Source organism: Shewanella baltica (genome assembly GCF_900456975.1).
Taxonomy (GTDB): Bacteria; Pseudomonadota; Gammaproteobacteria; order Enterobacterales; family Shewanellaceae; genus Shewanella; species Shewanella baltica.
Genome location: NZ_UGYM01000002.1, coordinates 3,334,539 through 3,352,459 on the forward strand (window position 1 = coordinate 3,334,539; position 17,921 = coordinate 3,352,459).

Genomic DNA, 17,921 nt, shown 5'->3' on the forward strand with positions numbered 1-17,921 from the left:
GATTTTCCCCATAAAAAATCGGCCGAACCACATACTAATATGTCGTTCGGCCGACTGCTCCCCCGAGCAATACTTTTCCCAAGTGATGTAACGAGTTAAATCTTTTTAGCCTCAAGTGCCCGGCGCTTTTCAATCGCCATCGGCGTTATCTGATCATTGAGCGTCTTTTCTAAGCCCAACATAAAATACACTTCCGCCATCAAGAAGAATGGCCCAATTAATAACTGATTCAAATCATCTACAAAGGCAGGCTTGGCTTTTTCATATTTATGGCCAATTAACTGGAACACCCAGCCCACCACAAATACCCCTAGGGCAAGCCAAGTGGCACCGGCAATATGCGCCGCCCATTCAGTTGTGAGCAGTACAGGAACCATAAATAAGATCAGCCCCATTGAGAGCCTTAAGTGTAAACGGACATAGTAGGCCGACACTAACACGCCGACAATCACGGCTAAACTGGTCTCATCCAGACTGCCCAGCGGAATACGTACAGTGGCCAGCAACAAGAAAGCAGACCAAATAATCAGTGGGATACCAATAAAATGGGTCTGAATATTACGATGATTTAAATGCACACTTTTGTAGGTCGATAACTGCTCTGCGGCGGATTTCATTTTGGGTTCCTCTTCATTTGCCCCTGCTTTTAACTGCGCCAAATTGAGCGACGCGCAAGCCATAAACTAGCGCAAAACAATTAAGCTGAACAGTAAAAGTAAACGAATTGTTGCACTTTATTGTTTGGTACTTATTTTGATACCCATCCAGAAATGAAAAAAGGAACCCTAAGGTTCCTTTTTTACCGCCGACAGACACCAACTCGGGTTTATTGAGACTCTATGATTACCGTCGCAATCGCATAGGATTTTTCATCGGCAATAGAGATATGCCCAACCGTCGCTTTAAGCTGCTGTAAGCGCGTAAGCGCCCCCTCGGTAAAGTGAATCGTTGGCGCACCATCCTCATTGTTGCCAATGTGAATATGCTGAAACGACACGCCGCGGCCAATGCCCGTACCGAGCGCTTTGGCTGCAGCTTCTTTGGCGGCAAAACGCTTGGCAAGATAACGGCTTGGCTGACTATGGGCAGTATAAATGGCCAACTCAGCCTCGGTCAGCACACGTTTAGCCAGCTTGTTGCCTGCGCGCGCCACATGCGCCTGAATACGCTCAATCTCGACGATATCTGTGCCTAGGCCGACAATCGCCATTATTCGCCTCGACGACCTTCAAGCATTAACACTTTCATGTCTTTCACTGCTGTCGCTAAACCGTCAATGGCGGCACGTGCGACAATCGCATGGCCGATATTGAGTTCATATAACTCAGGAATCGCCGCAATCGGTTTCACATTGTGATAATGCAAACCATGACCCGCATTAACCACTAAACCTTTGCCATGGGCGTATTTGGCCATTTCGCTAATACGCGCTAACTCAGTGGCTTCTTGTGCTTCCGTTTTCGCATCGGCATAACAGCCAGTGTGGATTTCGATAAGCGGTGCGCCAGAGGCAACAGCGGCATCGATTTGGGTTTTATCGGCATCAATAAATAAGGAAACTTGAATGCCCTCAGCGGCTAAACGAGTAACCGCAGCAGTGATTTTATCTAACTGCCCCGCCACATCTAAACCGCCTTCAGTAGTGACTTCTTGACGTTTTTCTGGCACTAAACAGACATAGGTCGGCTTAATTTCACAGGCGATGTTAAGCATTTCTTCGGTCACCGCACATTCGAAATTCATGCGGGTTTTCAAGGTTTTTGCCAACAAATACACATCGCGGTCTATGATATGGCGTCTGTCTTCACGCAAATGGATAGTGATGCCATCGGCGCCAGCATGCTCAGCAACGGCGGCAGCATGCACGGGATCAGGATAACTGGTGCCACGCGCCTGACGCAGAGTAGCAATATGGTCGATATTCACGCCCAATAAGATACGGCTCATCGGGAACTCCTTAATGTTGAACGCTGATATTGCGGCTTATTGTACTTAGGCTTACATAAAAAAACAGGAGCTAGGGCGAATTATTCCCATCAATCTTGGTTGGCGTGGCAGCGCTGACGAACAATTGTCGACTCAGCAAAGGTTTAGTCCCAAGTAATGGCTTTAACAGGGAGCGCATCAATAACTTAGCGCTCAAAAAATGCACATCGGTGAGTTGGTTATCGTTAAGCGCCGTCAACATGGCACCTTGATAGGCGTTGCGAGCACGGGAGTTGAGCACAAATTGAAAGCCTAACTCAGGCACGAGCTGGTAATAATCTTCAGCAACGAGTGGTTCGCCCTGAGTATCGCGGCTAAGCGAAGGCATAAAACCTAATTCTCTCAGCAAGGCGAGCTCAATATAACGCAGTTGGGATTGGCAAAACTTCGCGGCAAGGCCGACTAAGGCTTGATGATAAATGAGGAACAACTCTTCGGCGTTGTGCTGCACAGACAAAGTGCGAACCAATAACTCATTGATATACATGCCAGCAAACAAACTTTGGCCAGATAGAGGCACAGCAGGCGCAGCGGCTTCGACTTGAGTTAAGGTTTTTAATTCAGACTTACCGCTAAATTCGAAGATCAGCGGTTGAAAGGGCTGGAGAATACTCTTGATAGAGCGCTTACCGCTACCGGTTCGGGCAACGACATCGACCCGTCCAATGCAGTCAACTAAGAGGTTAACTAAGACACTGGACTCTCGATACGGACGATGATGCAGAACATAACCACGTTTCATCGGTAAGCGCGCTCGCTGGAATTAATGCTTAATCGTCGCCGTAACCTAAGCTACGCAGGGCGCGTTCATCATCGGCCCAACCAGATTTCACTTTCACCCACACTTCAAGGAAGACTTTATTATCAAACAAGGTTTCCATGTCTAAGCGGGCTTGAGTCGCAATAGTACGAATACGTTCGCCCTTGCTACCGATCACCATACGTTTCTGGCCTTCACGCTCAACGAGGATCAGGGCATTGATTTGATAAACGCCATTTTCCATCATCTTAAACTGTTCGATCTCAACCGTCGCATCATAGGGTAATTCATCACCTAGGAAGCGCATCAGTTTTTCACGCACGATTTCCGACGCCATAAAACGTTGCGAACGGTCAGTAACATAATCTTCAGGGAAGAAGAAAGGTCCCTCAGGAATCGACGCTGCTGCCAGCTCTAAAATTCGCTGGACGTTAGTGCCCTTGCTGGCTGAAATCGGCAAAATTTCATCGAAAGGATATTTTTTGGCGACTTCTTCCAAATACGGGAATAGTGATTCTTTGTCTTTAATATTGTCGACTTTGTTGATCGCCAGAATCGTCTGACGCTCTTCGCCGCCACGGCGTAACTTGCTGAGCACCATCTCATCATCAGCGGTCCACGTCATGCCATCAACCACGAAAATGACCATAGCGACATCGGCAAGTGAACTGGCCGCAGCGCGGTTCATCAGGCGGTTAATCGCCCGCTGCTCTTCAATGTGCAAACCCGGTGTATCGATAAACACAATTTGCTTAGGACCATCGGTATGAATACCCATAATACGGTGGCGCGTCGTTTGCGGCTTTTTAGAAGTAATACTCACCTTCTGCCCAAGCAAACGGTTGATTAACGTCGATTTACCGACGTTAGGGCGACCAATGATCGCCACCATGCCGCAATAAGTGACATCGTATTGGGCCGACGGCGTTGGCGCGGCCGCATTCATCCTTGCCAGTAATTCATCTAAACTCGGCTCAGTTGCCGCTTTTGCAGCATCGATACCTGACAAGTCTGTTTTTTTGGTCATTTCTTTAGTAACTCCAATACTTGAGCGGCCGCGATTTGCTCGGCTTTACGGCGTGAACTCGCCACACCAATGACGCTTTGGCTCAAGTCTTCAATACGACATTCAACGGTAAATGTCTGATCGTGGGCATCGCCTTCTATGTTGATTACTTGGTAATCAGGCAGCGGCTTTTTAAACCCTTGTAAATGTTCTTGCAGTAAGGTTTTCGCGTCTTTCTGGCTGATCCCGGGTTGGATGTCGGCCAAACGCTCGGCATACCATTTCAGCAGTAATGCACGGCACACTTCGAGATCGGAATCAAGATAAACGGCGCCAATAATGGCTTCAACCGCATCGGCAAGAATCGACTCGCGTCTAAATCCGCCACTTTTTAATTCACCAGGACCAAGATATAAATAATCGCCGAGCTTAAATTCTTGGGCGATGATCGTTAAGGTATCACCGCGCACTAAGGTAGCGCGCATCCGGCTTAAATCGCCTTCGGTTGCCTTCGGAAACTGATGATATAAGGCATCAGAAATCACAATAGATAAAATTGAATCACCTAAAAACTCTAAGCGTTCATTGTGTTTATTTGCCGCACTTCTGTGGGTCAGCGCTTGAGTCAACAGCTCAATATTCTTGAACTCATAACCTAAAGTACGACACAAACGTGGCAAATTTTTAATCGGTTCCATGCTATTTAATTCCACCTACACGCTCAAAACGCACGCCGCTCGGTACCCAAGTTGGGAGGAAGTCGGCTTTTGAGCGGTCAAATTCAAAACTAATCCAAATCGCTACCGCTTTACCGACTAGGTTTTCTTCTGGCACAAAGCCCCAGAAACGACTGTCGGTGCTGTTATCGCGGTTATCACCCATGGCAAAGTAATGGCCTTCAGGCACTAAAAACTCACCCGCGGGTAAATTACCTTCGCGCTTAAAATATCCCAGCATGTCGGGACGACTTGGGTTGATCAAAATATCGTGGGCGACTTCGCCCAGTTGCTCCGTGTAACGCAGTAATGGCACGCCATCTTGGCTGTAATCACCACGACTGATTTCAGTGCGGGCGATAACTTGTGGTTCTGGGCAATCTGTTTGCTCAACGCCACAGGCCTTCTGGATCATCAACTGCTTATTACGGTAAATAATTCTATCACCCGGTAAACCGACAACACGTTTGATGTAGTCAATTGTCGGGTTTTCAGGGTATTTAAACACGATCACATCACCGCGTTTGGGCTCGCCGGTTTCAACCAGTTTAGTGCGCCATACGGGATCTTTAAGCCCATAACTGAATTTTTCCACCAGAATGAAGTCACCTACTAAGAGGGTTGGCATCATAGAACCCGATGGGATTTGAAATGGTTCATAAATGAATGAACGCAGGATCAACACAAAGGCAATCACAGGGAAAATAGAGTGCGCGGTTTCGACTATGGTCGACTCACGAATGATTTGGTACTCGGCTTCTTCGGTTAACGTCGCTTGCGAGGCCTTGGCTAACGCTAAACTCTCACGACGCTTAGGGGCGAATGCGAGCACGTCGACTAACCAAATAAGTCCCGAGATCAGGGTGATTAGCACTAGAATAATGGAAAAATACGCTGCCATTGCTTATTGAACTCCTGCTTTAAAATCATTTAAAGGTGCCTAACTCAGCGAATATCATACTTTAGTTAACTTACCGTATTCGACCTTGGTAAACCAAAGTGATAAACCAATACGATAACCTAACTAAAGCGCCGCAAACAGCGGCGCAATAGTCAACTAAATGGTCATTTCTATGCTAACGATTACTCGTTTAGCTTAAGTACCGCTAAGAATGCCTCCTGTGGCACCTCAACGTTACCCACTTGCTTCATCCGTTTCTTACCCTCTTTTTGTTTATTTAAGAGTTTTTTCTTACGAGAAACGTCGCCGCCATAACATTTAGCCGTTACGTCTTTACGCAGGGCTTTCACGGTTGAACGAGCAATAATTTGACTGCCCACAGCCGCTTGAATCGCGATATCAAACATCTGACGCGGGATCAGCTCTTTCATCTTATCGACTAAGGCTAAACCACGGTGACGAATGTTGGATCTATGGATAACCATAGCCAAGGCATCAACTCTGTCGCCGTTGATGAGAATATCTAAACGCACCATGTCTGCAGGATCGAAACGAATAAAGTTATATTCGAGTGATGCATAACCACGGCTAGTGGATTTCAAACGGTCGAAGAAGTCCATGACCACTTCCGCCATTGGCAGATGATACGTCACAGCCACCTGGTTACCGTGGTAAACCATGTTCACTTGCGTGCCACGTTTTTCAATACACAAGGTAATCACGTTACCTAAGTATTCTTTTGGCACTAAAATGTTGGCCTCAACAATCGGCTCACGCATTTCTTCGATGTTGTTAATCGCTGGTAGATCAGACGGGTTATCAACGTAAATCGTTTCACCGCTGGTCATCACCACTTCGTACACTACGGTTGGCGCTGTAGTGATCAACTCTAGGTTGTATTCACGCTCTAAACGCTCTTGGACGATTTCCATGTGCAGCAGGCCTAAATAGCCAATGCGGAAACCAAAACCGAGTGCCGATGAACTTTCTGGTTCGAAGAATAATGACGCATCGTTCAGGCTGAGCTTATTCAGCGCATCACGGAAGTTTTCATATTCGTCGGTAGAAATCGGGAATACGCCAGCGTATACCTGTGGCTTCACTTTCTTAAAACCAGGTAACGGCTTTTCAGCACCGTTTTTGGCTAAAGTTAATGTATCGCCCACAGGCGCGCCGTGAATTTCTTTCAGACCCGCAATCACAAAGCCTACTTCACCGGTTTTAAGTTCGGTTTTATCAGTTTGTTTTGGGGTGAAAATACCGACGCGATCTGCAGTGTGGTTTTGTCCTGTAGACATCACCTTAAACTTGTCACCTTTTTTCAGGCTACCGTGTTTAATTCGCACTAAAGACACTACGCCTAGGTAGTTATCAAACCAAGAATCGATGATCAAGGCTTGCAATGGTGCGTTAGGATCGCCTTCTGGCGGTGGAATTTTGGCAACAATGACTTCTAAAACCTCGTCGACACCGACACCGGTTTTAGCCGAGCAACGCACAGCATCCATGGCATCGATACCGACGATATCTTCAATCTCGGCAGCAACACGTTCTGGATCGGCTTGTGGTAAGTCAATCTTGTTTAAAATAGGTACCACATCTAGATTCATATCCAGCGCGGTGTAACAGTTTGCCAGTGTCTGAGCTTCAACGCCCTGACCCGCATCAACCACCAGCAAAGCGCCTTCACAGGCTGCTAATGATCGCGAGACCTCATAGGAGAAGTCAACGTGACCTGGGGTATCAATAAAGTTGAGTTGATAGACAAGGCCATCTTTAGCTTTGTAATCCAAAGTGACACTTTGTGCCTTAATCGTAATACCACGCTCACGTTCTAGATCCATAGAATCTAAAACTTGAGCATCCATTTCACGGTCGGTTAAACCGCCACAAACCTGAATAAGACGATCTGATAGCGTCGATTTACCATGGTCGATATGGGCAATAATTGAGAAGTTTCTAATTTGTTTCATTATGCTGCAATGACTAATACTGAAAATGGATACGGTTCAAAGGAGCGAAATTGTACCTGATTGCGGTTTCAATACCAATCACATTCACTCCTACTTAGGACAGACCGATAAAACAACGCCCAAAACCGCAGTTAGCTGTTATTTGATAAAAAATAACACATTGAAATTATTGAGCTAATTCTTGTAAATTGATGCTCATGCCCAAATAGGCCAAAATCACAGGTTGAGCATCGACTTCTAAGCGTTTGGCCTGTTGCTTACCAAAAGACCACGCAAGCAAGGCACCAACGGCCGCAAAGCCCATGGCACCTAGGTTAGGATTAAACTCAAGCAACTGGCCTAAAAATTGGCCTAACGCAGCGCCAACAAACAAACCAAACAGCGGCATTAAATAGATTAATGCCGCAGCTTTGAGGATTACGCTCTCGGGAAGTCCTAGTTTGAGTAACTCACCCGCCTCGCAGCGGCGCTCACTCTGAATCGAAAATTGCTGGGTTTTCGAGGAAAAAGCCTGAGCAACAGCAGAAGTCCCGCAAGACTCACTGTTACTGCAGCTCTTGCAGGTACTCTTAAGTTCGACTTCAACCGTCAACCAGCCTTGGCTATCACTGGCGACGACTCGGGCAATTTCTTCCATCATAATCGGCGTCCTATTCTAGCGTCAGACTTTTAGCAATGCGCGTTAGAGTTTCTGTCGGCACTTTACCCACAGCAACCACTTCGGCATTACCCACTTTTTCTGAGACTAACGACAAACCATTACGGGTGATTAACTCCTCAGGCAATGGACTTGTACTTGCTCTCGCAACATAAACGGAGATACTCGCTAGCCCATCAGTTAGTGCTATGTATTCCACCGCCTCATGGCTACCAATCAATCTATGGTGATCACGCACGACCACAGTAAAACCTGCGGGTAACCAAGCAAATTGCCAGTTTTGACCGTCTTGGCGCTCGGCTTGATCGATAACTGCAGGCCATTCTTGCTTATAGGCTTCTTGCAAAATGGCTGGCGGCTCGCTGAATTCGATGAGTTCAATCACCATGATCTGCTCAAGCAATTGCTTATCTTGAGTCAGCATGTCGTATCGCAGCGGCAGATAAGTTTCCATATCAAGCCAAATTTGAAAGCCATAACGGAATTCATCATTGGGCAACAGGCGGATCATTTGCCCCGGGCGCCCAGCAATACGGGTGCGACCACCAAGCACAAACTGATAACCCACTTCTAAATCCGCCATATTGGCAGAAAAAGCGGCAGGCCAAACACCTTGGATATGATTAGAAACAATACTGTATGCAGGCTCGTCGTGCTCAATAAAGGTGACACGATTGCCGACACGCACAGCATTTTTAGGTGGACCGTTAAGGTATTCTAGAAAGGCAACTTCTTGATTATTCACCTTACCGTGCAGGTAAACCAAAGGCCGAATATGATCGGCCTGAAGTTGAATAATCGATGCTTTAAACTCTTTCTCTCGTAAGGCCTGACTCATTTTCTCGAGCCAGACTTTGGCAGGCATATCTTCCTGCGCCATCGCAGGAAAGACCAAGGCTAATAAAGCCAACAGGATTAGACGCAAGCTAACTCCTCGTTATTGATTGACCGGAACGGGTACGACCTCGGTATTGTCCTCTACAACCGCACCGGTATTCAATCGTTGTTGCAACATATGATCTTGAATATAAGTATTAATTCGGCGACGCTGCTCGTTCACCTGATCATTGGTATAACCTTGATTCTGTTGAACTGGACCCGTTTGTAGGCTCACAGGTGATGCGCTACCAATTAGCGGTCTGGTAATCAATACGGGCGATGGTGACGCGGCATCATCGGCGCTCTGATTGTAATTCTGCACACCAACAATCGCAAACATAGCAACCGTCGCAGCAATGGCATATTGGCCAAATTGCTTAAACAAAGGTACGACGCGGTTTTGCTGCGCATTGGCGGCAATTTGCGGGGTTACAGGTGCAGCAACCTTAGACGCATGATGCTTAGGCGCAACTATCGCTGGCTCAAGCTCAATGGCGGCGGCAATGCTAGCAGAGAGATCTAACACAATATTCTGCGGCAACTCGCCACGCATGGCATCGCCTATCATATGATAGTTATGCCATTTATCATGTGAATGTGTATCAGCAGATAACTCTGCCATGGTCTGCGCATCAGTCTCTCCATCGACTGCGGCAGATACCCATTCTTGACCTAATTTATCCATTTTTCACCTGTCTAAATATAAGGGTTTCTTAAAATAAGAATTTAGGCTTCCAGCAACGGCTGGAGCTTTTTATCGATTGCCTCTCGAGCTCGGAAGATACGCGATCTTACGGTCCCTACGGGGCAATCCATGACTATGGCAATATCTTCGTAACTCATTCCATCAAGTTCACGCAACGAGATGGCCATTCGTAATTCTTCTGGCAGCGTTTCTAAGGTATCGAAAATCACTTTTTTGATTTCTTCCGATAACAATAGCCGTTCTGGGGAGGCGAACTCCTTCAGCGCGTCACTACCTTCATAATATTCGGCATCTTCTGCATCAACATCATTAGCGGGCGTTCTGCGCCCCTGTGATACGAGATAATTCTTCGCAGTGTTTACTGCGATGCGGTACAACCAAGTATAAAATGCACTTTCACCGCGAAAGTTTGGCAAAGCTCGATAAGCTTTGATAAACGCTTCCTGTGCGACATCGGCAACGTCCGCTTGGTTCCGTACATAACGGGATATCAAGCTAATGACTTTACTTTGATATTTAAGCACTAACAGGTTAAAAGCGTTTTTATCACCTTGTTGTACGCGCTCAACTAATTGTTGATCACTTAATTGTCCACTCATCCGAGCCGACTTCTCCTAAATCTAAAATGCTGATTTCTCAGTCGCTCGAATCATATTCACTTATGTAGACTCGCGTACTTTGAAAAAGTTCTAAAAAATATACAAAAAAGTAAGGTTAAAAGGAAAGTACCCATAATCCGTGAGTTGGTTTACCATAGTTGGCACTCTTCAGTCACATCATGATACCCGATGAAACAAGTAGTTGAACACCAATCTGACATATTAGTCATAGGTAGCGGTGCCGCAGGTCTGACACTAGCTTTGCATCTTGCTGAAAAAGCAAAAGTAATTCTGCTTTCAAAAGGCCCACTCTCGGAAGGGTCGACTTACTACGCCCAGGGCGGTATCGCCTCCGTCTTCGACGAAAGTGACACTATCGAATCCCATGTTGCAGACACATTAATCGCAGGTGCGGGTTTATGCGACAAAGACGTCGTCACTTTTACCGCTGAAAATGCTAAGAGTGCGATGCAATGGCTTATCGAATGTGGCGTCGCCTTCGATAAAGAAGAAACCACTGACGGTAATGCAAAAGACGCACCTTACCATTTAACCCGTGAAGGCGGCCATAGCCACAGACGTATTCTGCACGCTGCCGATGCCACAGGTAAAGAAGTGCAAACAACGCTGCAAGAACGCGCACTCGCCCACCCCAATATTCAAGTTTTAGAACGCTATAACGCCATCGACCTCATCACCACTCGTAAGTTAAATCGCCCAGGTAATCGTGTGTTAGGCGCTTATGTGTGGAATCGCAACGAAGAACACGTCGAAACCGTTAAGGCCAAGTTTGTTGCGTTAGCAACAGGCGGTAGCTCTAAGGTTTATCAATATACTTCAAACCCCGATGTCGCTAGCGGCGATGGTATTGCCATGGCATGGCGTGCAGGTTGCCGCGTGGCGAATATGGAGTTCAACCAATTCCATCCGACATGTTTGTACCATGCCGATGCGCGCAACTTCTTACTCACCGAAGCCCTGCGTGGTGAAGGTGCGTACCTGCGTCGTCCAGATGGCAGCCGTTTTATGCCGGACTTTGATGAACGCGCTGAACTCGCTCCCCGTGACATCGTTGCCCGCGCCATCGATTATGAGATGAAACGTCTCGGTGCCGATTGCGTGTATCTGGATATCAGCCATAAAGATGCTGACTTTGTGATGAAGCATTTCCCGACCATCTATAGCCGTTGCTTAGAGCTGGGAATTGATATCACTAAAGATGCGATCCCTGTCGTGCCTGCCGCGCACTATACCTGCGGTGGTGTGATGACAGATATGCACGGTCAAACCGATCTCAATGGCCTCTATGCCATTGGTGAAGTGGCCTATACGGGCTTACATGGCGCGAATCGTCTGGCGAGTAACTCGCTACTCGAATGTTTAGTGTTTGCCCGTGCGGCGTCACATGATATAGAGAGCCAGCTGTATAAAATTCAAATGCCGGGACAAATTCCAGCATGGGATGAAAGTAAAGTCTCTAACTCGGACGAAGAAGTGGTCATCGCCCATAACTGGCACGAACTGCGGTTATTCATGTGGGACTACGTCGGGATTGTGCGCTCGGATAAACGTCTGGAGCGTGCACTGCGCCGCTGCCTGATGTTACAGCAAGAAATTCAGGAGTATTACAGTAACTTCAGAGTCAGCAATAACTTGCTCGAATTACGTAACTTAGTGCAAGTGGCCGAGTTGATTATTCGCTGTGCCATGGAACGTAAAGAAAGCCGTGGTCTGCATTTTAATATTGACCATCCAGAGAAATTAGACGCGCCGCGCCCAACAATTTTATTACCAGAAAAGTAACCGCTTAAGTTCTTATGTGTTTATAGGCTTAGGTTCTTATTTGGCTTGCTGAAAACAGACTAAATCTCGGTATGAGGTTTAGTCTGTTTTATTTTAGCCCGCAGCAACAGCCGACATAAATGCCGATAGTCAGTATCGTCTAACATATCCGCCCAAACCATCAAGAGCCGTAACTGAGTATCCACTTCGATGTACATCAAGCAAACAAAGGGCGTCACCCAAGTTCGCTTTAATACCTGAAAGTGCTCACCCGTTGACAAACGTCCCACGCCTTTATCACTAAGCACAAAATCTAAACGCCAATGCTGCAGTCGCCACAACTGTGATAGCAAGAAAATACAAACTAGCAGGATAAACAGATATTTAAGCAGGGATAAGGCGAGATTGTCGCTTTGAGGCCAGAGCAGAAATGAGCTAGCACAGACACAAATAAAAACGACCAACGAGAGTCGTTGGTCGAAGGAGGCTTTTACGCTGAAACTATGGTGCCGGTCTTCCACGGACTTTCACTACCATACGCGCGAGCTCAGCATCAGGGCACACTTCATGGCCCATAAACCATGCAAACAATTCGGGATCTTCACATTCCAACAAACGGATAAACACAGTTTTATCTTCATCGGACATTTCTTGATAGAAATTTTCAACAAAAGGTTGAAATAAAACGTCTAATTCTAGCATCCCGCGGCGACATGCCCAGCGAACCCTTGCGATGTTCATTAATTCCAAGGTATTTCTCCCAACACAGATTTGGCATTAGTCTATCAGTTCAGTGACTAAAGTGTCGATTAACCCTTCACATTGGCTCACAAAATTAGCATTGTTGGACTTGCATATCGCGTCCCGCAAAGAGATCGCTGAAATCTGTGTCCAACAAGCGCTTTACCGCAGGATGTTGGATCATACGTTCGGCAAACATCACATGGTATTCCTCTTTCACATCCGTGGTTTCACCGAGCAAATTCATCCCATGGGAAATCACTTCTTGGCGATAAATCGACGGCGTGACAAAAATCCCCCGTTTAAGGTAACCAAAGGCCTTCATCATGGCCGCATCGTCGAACTCACCCAAGATACTGACTTTAAGATTTTGTTCGTCAAACCAGCGATATAACTGCTGTCCAAGTGAGGTTCTGCGGCCGGGGATTAATAGCTGGCCTTGCTCTAAACAGGCGGGGAAATCAGCGCTATAAGTATCTGCGGAGAAAAAACTCACACCACACTCGCCCAACTTTTTAGATAAGATTTCGGGATACTTCAGTGATTCACCAGCACAATCGGAGAGGATCATATCCAGTTTATGCTCACGCAAACGCGCCATCAGGCTTTCGTGGGTCGCCTCATAGCAAGCTAAATGCATAGAACTGTCATTGGGGACGACGGATAACAAGACACGGCTAACTAAGGCTTTAGACAAAGCATCGGCTATACCCACTTCGAAAAGCATCGCATCATCTTTTTGATAGTTAAGTAAATCGAGCATTTCGTAGCTAAGACTAAACATCTTATCTGCGTAGCGAAATACCAACTCACCTAACTCAGTGGCTTCCAGTGTCCGCCCTACTCGCTTGAATAAACTGCCATTCAACCTGTCTTCTAGGGCACGAATTTGCCCAGTTATCGTTTGCGGCGTTAAACAGAGGGCTTCGGCCGCCTTAGCAACCGAGCCCTTTTTCTTAATCATCCAAAAATAATACAGGTGGTTGTAATTCAAGTGCAGCATGCTCATCCAGTGTGAATCGTCCCTCATACGCCCAAGGCGCAGAGGGATTATAAACCTATTGTTTTAAATCAGTTTATTGCAAACGCTGGCAATCAAGCAAGTTTGTGACTATGCCTTGTAATTGCTCCAAATCAGTCGCATTACCCAGACTTACCGCTTCAGTGACACCTGACACTAAAACATGACGTTCAGGGATACGTTCAGCGCAATAGGTCCGATTCGCCTCTTGGAAACGTTTACCGCCGCGATATTTAAGCGCCCTTGATTCATAACCATTGGTTTCTAATCTCGCCCCTAAGGAATCAGATTTAAACATCAGAGCGCCATCGACTATCCCTTCAAGATAGCTTTGGCAGGTCTTCGAGTTCGCATCCTGATTACAGGCCGATATTTGCGATGCCGTCGCGGTTGTCGATAGACATAAGAGTGTTGCCATTCCCATTAATTTCAACTTTATCATAGTTATACTCCTTTATTAGGTAACACTTTTGATAACCAGAAATACCCGACTAGCGCCGCCATAATCGAACCGATTAAGGTTCCTAGGCGTGCTAAGTCACCGTACATAGGGTCTGCATGTTCAAAGGCTAACGACGCAATAAACATAGACATAGTAAAACCAATACCGCACATGGCCGCGACTGGGGCAATTTGCTTCCAACCTACGCCATCGGGTAACTGAGCGAGTTTAAGTTTCACCGCAATATAGCTAAACACCATCACACCAATGGGTTTACCTAACATCAGGCCCAGTGCAATACCGACAGGTACCGGAGAAATTAACGTCTCCAAATTCATATTGCCGACATAAACACCCGCATTGGCGAAAGCGAACACTGGCAGAATGAAGAAGGTGCTCCAAGGGTGCAAACTGTGCTCTAAGCCTTCTGAAGGTGAGCTGCCATCCTTTGCCCGTAATGGAATACAGAAAGCGATGATGACACCAGCCAGAGTCGCATGCACTCCAGACTTAAGTACGGCGACCCAAAGGATTAATCCTAAAATGCCATAGGGCAAAAGTGAGGTGACCCCTTTGCGGTTTAACCCAACCAAACCCGCAATCGCTAAACTGGCAATCACTAAACTGATGGTTGATAGGTCGGTGCTGTAGAACAGCGCGATAATCACTATGACACCTAAGTCATCAATAATCGCTAAAGCAAGTAAGAAGACTTTCAGTGAAACGGGAACGCGGCTCCCAAGCAGCGCCATAATACCTAAAGCAAACGCAATATCCGTCGCGGCAGGAATCGCCCAGCCCGCTTGTGTGACCGGATCGCCATAGTTAAACAGTAAGTACACCCCAGCAGGGACTAACATGCCGCCAATGGCCGCAAAGGTAGGCAGAGAGGCTTGAGCGACACTCGATAAGGCGCCTTCGAGTAACTCACGTTTAACTTCTAAACCAATAAGCAAAAAGAATACGGCCATCAGGCCATCGTTGATCCACAGAATTAACGGCTTATGAATATCGAGCTCGCCAATTTTAACTTGTACGTCAGTACCTAAAAAGCCTTGATAAAGTCCAGATAAAGGGGAATTGGCCATCAGCATAGCTAAGGCAACAGCAACCAATAATAGGATACCGCCAGCCGATTCTTGGCTCAGAAAATTTCTAATTGCTTTTTCCATCGTGCACTCCTAAAAATCATAATGAATTGAGTGTAGACGAATTGTAACAACAAATATAATCGTAAGTTTCGACCTAACACCTCGGTTATTCCGAGGTATTGGTCGAAAAAATGCACATTACACGGCGACAGGTGCTTTGATATGGGGATGTGGAGCGTAGTTTGTTAGCTCGAAATCGTCGAATTGATAATCAAAAATTGATTCAGGTCTACGTAAAATCGTCATGGTTGGCAATGGCATTGGCTCACGACTTAACTGCAATGCCGTTTGTTCCATATGGTTTGAATATAAATGGGTATCGCCCCCCGTCCACACGAAATCACCTAAGGCCAAGTCACATTGCTGGGCCACCATCATAGTTAACAAAGCATAACTGGCGATGTTAAATGGCAAACCTAGAAACACATCACAGCTGCGCTGATACAGCTGACAAGATAATTTGCCATCAGCCACATAGAACTGGAAAAACGCGTGGCATGGCGCCAAGGCCATTTTATCCAGCTCGCCCACGTTCCACGCAGAAACGATAAGGCGGCGAGAATCAGGCTGAGATTTTATCTGGGCAATAACTTGTGAAATCTGATCGATAGCATCGCCACTCTGGGTTGGCCAGCTACGCCACTGGGCACCATAAACCGGTCCTAAATCGCCATTGTCATCGGCCCATTCATCCCAAATACTGACCTTGTTTTCGCGTAAATAGGCAACGTTAGTTTCACCCTTCAGGAACCACAGCAATTCGTGGATGATAGAGCGCATGTGGCATTTCTTGGTGCTTACCAAAGGAAAACCTTTGCTCAAATCGAAGCGCATTTGATAGCCAAATACTGAGCGAGTCCCCGTACCTGTGCGATCCGATTTATCCACACCTTCGGCTAAGATGTGCTTCATTAAGTCTAAATACTGTTTCATTGCTGCTTACCTTGCTTACGAAAAATCAAGTACAAACCGATTAACACCATAGGGATAGACAGTATCTGACCCATGGTCATCAATCCCCAGTAGAGTCCCAACTGTGCATCGGGTTGTCTCACCGTTTCAACCATAATACGGAAAATACCGTAACCGACTAAGAACATACCAGAGACGGCACCGACTTTATCGGTACGTTTACTAAACCAGTAAAGTAATAGGAATAGCGCCACACCTTCAAGTGCAAATTGGTACAACTGAGAAGGATGACGCGGATCGGGGCCTCCTGTTGGAAACACCATGCCCCATGGCACGTCTGTGGTTCGGCCCCAGAGTTCACCATTAATAAAGTTACCAATACGCCCTGCGCCTAGACCGATAGGCACCACAGGTGCCACCATATCGGCGACCGCAAAGAAGGTGCGCTTTTGTTTCCAGGCGATATAAATCATCGCCGCAATTACGCCCATCAAACCGCCGTGGAAGGACATGCCGCCTTCGGAGATTTTAAACAAATACATAGGGCTGGCGAGGAAATAATCGAAATGATAAAAAAGCACATAACCGACACGCCCGCCCAATATCACCCCAAGAAAACCATAAAAGAGTAAATCTGAAACTTGCTCCCGCGACCATACTCCCTTTGAGCGGTCGGCTTGTCGATTCAGCAACCACATTGCCGCGACAAATCCGACTAAATAGGTAAAACCATACCAACGCAGCGCAGGTTCAAAGCTTTGTCCAAACAGATTAAACGGTCCAAATGATACGATCACGGGATCGATATTGGGGAAACTCAACGCCATAACACATCCATTAGCAGCCTCAAACAGAGGTAAACATAAAAACTAGGTCAGAATTAACTTAAGGCCGACACACAGAAGTAACAGTGCAAATATCTTTTTAAGTACCGATGTTGGCCAAGTGCTCGCCGCTTTTACGCCCACAGGCGCCATCAAGACAGAAGTGATCACTAAACCAAACAAGGCGGGTAAATAGATAAAACCTAAGGTGCCATAGGGTAACTCGGGCGCATTAAAGCCCGCGATGATATAACCTAAACTGCCCGAGAGGGAGATCAACAAACCCGTCGCCGCCGAAAACCCAACGGCGTAACGCATCTGCAGACCAAAGAAGGTTAAAAACGGCACTAACAATACCCCGCCGCCGATGCCCATCAATCCTGCGATCATCGCAACTAACGCGGCCACAACAAATAATATCGGCGCGCTGGGTAGCTCACGATTCGATTCAGCTTTAAAGGGATAAGCCATCTGAATCGACATCAACACCACAAATATCGCAAAGCCCTGCTGCAAAGCGGCAGCGGAGATACGTTCGGCAATAAAACCTGAGGTTAATGCCCCAAGAATAATCCCAGGCAACATCGTCTTGAATAAATCCCAAGGAATATTTCCACGCTTATGGTGCGCTCGCGTCGATGAGATAGAAGTGAGAATAATGGCCGCCAGCGAAGTGGCAATCGCAATATGGGGTAACTGAGCAGAACTAATACCGACCGAGGGCAGAATATAGAGCAGTGCAGGCACTACAATTAAGCCGCCACCGATACCTAATAACCCTGCCATAAAGCCGACAAATGCGCCTAATGCTAAGCAAATAAAAAACACCGACAACAAACTATCCACACGAGTACCTACAGCGTG

General features: G+C 46.7%; 21 protein-coding genes. 1 reads left to right on the forward strand and 20 read right to left on the reverse strand.

Annotated features, from left to right (window positions below; genetic code table 11):
- Positions 1-95 precede the first annotated feature (95 nt).
- From DYH48_RS14965 to rpoE, 12 genes are all read right to left on the reverse strand, one after another.
- The gene (locus tag DYH48_RS14965) at positions 96-617 is read right to left on the reverse strand and encodes an Mpo1 family 2-hydroxy fatty acid dioxygenase (RefSeq protein WP_115336148.1); all 522 of its coding nucleotides are present in this window, start codon (positions 615-617) and stop codon (positions 96-98) included.
- A 209-nt stretch (positions 618-826) separates the two neighbouring features.
- Positions 827-1,210, reverse strand: a complete 384-nt coding sequence (gene acpS / locus DYH48_RS14970) for a holo-ACP synthase (protein WP_115335238.1) — start codon at positions 1,208-1,210, stop codon at positions 827-829.
- Positions 1,210-1,947 (reverse strand): pyridoxine 5'-phosphate synthase, encoded by a 738-nt coding sequence (gene pdxJ, locus DYH48_RS14975; RefSeq protein ID WP_011846170.1) that lies wholly within the window; start codon positions 1,945-1,947, stop codon positions 1,210-1,212. Before pdxJ ends, acpS begins: the two co-directional genes overlap by 1 nt.
- 70 nt (positions 1,948-2,017) lie before the next feature.
- Positions 2,018-2,728 (reverse strand): DNA repair protein RecO, encoded by a 711-nt coding sequence (recO, locus tag DYH48_RS14980; RefSeq protein ID WP_115335239.1) that lies wholly within the window; start codon positions 2,726-2,728, stop codon positions 2,018-2,020.
- A 28-nt stretch (positions 2,729-2,756) separates the two neighbouring features.
- Positions 2,757-3,773 carry a GTPase Era gene (era, locus tag DYH48_RS14985; RefSeq protein WP_006080780.1) on the reverse strand — a complete coding sequence of 339 codons (1,017 nt, stop codon included), beginning with the start codon at positions 3,771-3,773 and terminating at the stop codon, positions 2,757-2,759.
- Positions 3,770-4,450 (reverse strand): ribonuclease III, encoded by a 681-nt coding sequence (gene rnc, locus DYH48_RS14990; RefSeq protein WP_115335240.1) that lies wholly within the window; start codon positions 4,448-4,450, stop codon positions 3,770-3,772. Before rnc ends, era begins: the two co-directional genes overlap by 4 nt.
- A 1-nt stretch (position 4,451) precedes the next feature.
- Positions 4,452-5,369, reverse strand: a complete 918-nt coding sequence (lepB, locus tag DYH48_RS14995) for a signal peptidase I (RefSeq protein ID WP_006085066.1) — start codon at positions 5,367-5,369, stop codon at positions 4,452-4,454.
- Positions 5,370-5,551: 182 nt separating this feature from the next.
- Complete coding sequence (gene lepA, locus DYH48_RS15000; RefSeq protein WP_006080777.1) at positions 5,552-7,342, reverse strand: translation elongation factor 4; 1,791 nt, start codon at positions 7,340-7,342, stop codon at positions 5,552-5,554.
- Positions 7,343-7,508: 166 nt separating this feature from the next.
- On the reverse strand, positions 7,509-7,982 hold the full coding sequence (locus tag DYH48_RS15005; protein ID WP_006080776.1) for a SoxR reducing system RseC family protein: 474 nt from the start codon (positions 7,980-7,982) through the stop codon (positions 7,509-7,511).
- A gap of 10 nt (positions 7,983-7,992) precedes the next feature.
- Positions 7,993-8,925, reverse strand: coding sequence for a MucB/RseB C-terminal domain-containing protein (locus DYH48_RS15010; RefSeq protein WP_006080775.1), 933 nt, complete (start codon positions 8,923-8,925; stop codon positions 7,993-7,995).
- A 12-nt stretch (positions 8,926-8,937) separates the two neighbouring features.
- A complete protein-coding gene (locus DYH48_RS15015) occupies positions 8,938-9,564 on the reverse strand; it encodes a sigma-E factor negative regulatory protein (RefSeq protein ID WP_006080774.1) in 627 nt (208 codons plus the stop codon).
- 41 nt (positions 9,565-9,605) lie between these two features.
- Positions 9,606-10,184 carry an RNA polymerase sigma factor RpoE gene (rpoE, locus tag DYH48_RS15020; protein ID WP_006080773.1) on the reverse strand — a complete coding sequence of 193 codons (579 nt, stop codon included), beginning with the start codon at positions 10,182-10,184 and terminating at the stop codon, positions 9,606-9,608.
- A gap of 189 nt (positions 10,185-10,373) precedes the next feature.
- On the opposite strand from rpoE, the gene nadB reads away from it, so the two are divergent.
- Complete coding sequence (gene nadB, locus DYH48_RS15025) at positions 10,374-11,987, forward strand: L-aspartate oxidase (RefSeq protein ID WP_006080772.1); 1,614 nt, start codon at positions 10,374-10,376, stop codon at positions 11,985-11,987.
- A 59-nt stretch (positions 11,988-12,046) separates the two neighbouring features.
- Here the strand turns inward: nadB and DYH48_RS15030 are convergent, their stop codons facing one another.
- From DYH48_RS15030 to DYH48_RS15065, 8 genes are all read right to left on the reverse strand, one after another.
- Positions 12,047-12,487 (reverse strand): protein YgfX, encoded by a 441-nt coding sequence (locus DYH48_RS15030; protein ID WP_012088602.1) that lies wholly within the window; start codon positions 12,485-12,487, stop codon positions 12,047-12,049.
- Positions 12,468-12,716: an FAD assembly factor SdhE gene (locus DYH48_RS15035; protein ID WP_006080770.1), complete on the reverse strand. Its 249-nt coding sequence runs from the start codon at positions 12,714-12,716 to the stop codon at positions 12,468-12,470. The genes DYH48_RS15030 and DYH48_RS15035 overlap by 20 nt, the downstream gene beginning before the upstream one ends.
- Before the next feature lie 85 nt (positions 12,717-12,801).
- On the reverse strand, positions 12,802-13,710 hold the full coding sequence (nhaR, locus tag DYH48_RS15040; protein ID WP_006085064.1) for a transcriptional activator NhaR: 909 nt from the start codon (positions 13,708-13,710) through the stop codon (positions 12,802-12,804).
- Positions 13,711-13,783: 73 nt separating this feature from the next.
- A complete protein-coding gene (locus DYH48_RS15045; protein ID WP_006080768.1) occupies positions 13,784-14,170 on the reverse strand; it encodes a hypothetical protein in 387 nt (128 codons plus the stop codon).
- A gap of 2 nt (positions 14,171-14,172) precedes the next feature.
- Positions 14,173-15,342, reverse strand: a complete 1,170-nt coding sequence (nhaA, locus tag DYH48_RS15050; protein ID WP_006080767.1) for a Na+/H+ antiporter NhaA — start codon at positions 15,340-15,342, stop codon at positions 14,173-14,175.
- A 117-nt stretch (positions 15,343-15,459) separates the two neighbouring features.
- Positions 15,460-16,254, reverse strand: a complete 795-nt coding sequence (gene thyA, locus DYH48_RS15055) for a thymidylate synthase (protein WP_006085062.1) — start codon at positions 16,252-16,254, stop codon at positions 15,460-15,462.
- Positions 16,251-17,060 carry a prolipoprotein diacylglyceryl transferase gene (gene lgt, locus DYH48_RS15060; RefSeq protein ID WP_115335241.1) on the reverse strand — a complete coding sequence of 270 codons (810 nt, stop codon included), beginning with the start codon at positions 17,058-17,060 and terminating at the stop codon, positions 16,251-16,253. Before lgt ends, thyA begins: the two co-directional genes overlap by 4 nt.
- 42 nt (positions 17,061-17,102) lie before the next feature.
- Positions 17,103-17,903 (reverse strand): sulfite exporter TauE/SafE family protein, encoded by an 801-nt coding sequence (locus tag DYH48_RS15065; RefSeq protein WP_006080764.1) that lies wholly within the window; start codon positions 17,901-17,903, stop codon positions 17,103-17,105.
- Positions 17,904-17,921 lie beyond the last annotated feature (18 nt).

Bases quoted from the DNA above. Each gene is read 5' to 3' on its own strand.
- acpS (WP_115335238.1), bottom strand. From the start codon at position 1,210: ATGGCGATTGTCGGCCTAGGCACAGATATCGTCGAGATTGAGCGTATT.
- rpoE (WP_006080773.1), bottom strand. From the start codon at position 10,184: ATGAGTGGACAATTAAGTGATCAACAATTAGTTGAGCGCGTACAACAA.
- nhaR (WP_006085064.1), bottom strand. From the start codon at position 13,710: ATGCTGCACTTGAATTACAACCACCTGTATTATTTTTGGATGATTAAG.
- lgt (WP_115335241.1), bottom strand. From the start codon at position 17,060: ATGGCGTTGAGTTTCCCCAATATCGATCCCGTGATCGTATCATTTGGA.
- nhaA (WP_006080767.1), bottom strand. From the start codon at position 15,342: ATGGAAAAAGCAATTAGAAATTTTCTGAGCCAAGAATCGGCTGGCGGT.
- era (WP_006080780.1), bottom strand. From the start codon at position 3,773: ATGACCAAAAAAACAGACTTGTCAGGTATCGATGCTGCAAAAGCGGCA.
- nadB (WP_006080772.1), top strand. From the start codon at position 10,374: ATGAAACAAGTAGTTGAACACCAATCTGACATATTAGTCATAGGTAGC.
- lepB (WP_006085066.1), bottom strand. From the start codon at position 5,369: ATGGCAGCGTATTTTTCCATTATTCTAGTGCTAATCACCCTGATCTCG.
- DYH48_RS15045 (WP_006080768.1), bottom strand. From the start codon at position 14,170: ATGATAAAGTTGAAATTAATGGGAATGGCAACACTCTTATGTCTATCG.
- DYH48_RS14965 (WP_115336148.1), bottom strand. From the start codon at position 617: ATGAAATCCGCCGCAGAGCAGTTATCGACCTACAAAAGTGTGCATTTA.
- DYH48_RS15015 (WP_006080774.1), bottom strand. From the start codon at position 9,564: ATGGATAAATTAGGTCAAGAATGGGTATCTGCCGCAGTCGATGGAGAG.
- DYH48_RS15005 (WP_006080776.1), bottom strand. From the start codon at position 7,982: ATGATGGAAGAAATTGCCCGAGTCGTCGCCAGTGATAGCCAAGGCTGG.
- lepA (WP_006080777.1), bottom strand. From the start codon at position 7,342: ATGAAACAAATTAGAAACTTCTCAATTATTGCCCATATCGACCATGGT.
- pdxJ (WP_011846170.1), bottom strand. From the start codon at position 1,947: ATGAGCCGTATCTTATTGGGCGTGAATATCGACCATATTGCTACTCTG.
- rnc (WP_115335240.1), bottom strand. From the start codon at position 4,450: ATGGAACCGATTAAAAATTTGCCACGTTTGTGTCGTACTTTAGGTTAT.
- recO (WP_115335239.1), bottom strand. From the start codon at position 2,728: ATGAAACGTGGTTATGTTCTGCATCATCGTCCGTATCGAGAGTCCAGT.
- thyA (WP_006085062.1), bottom strand. From the start codon at position 16,254: ATGAAACAGTATTTAGACTTAATGAAGCACATCTTAGCCGAAGGTGTG.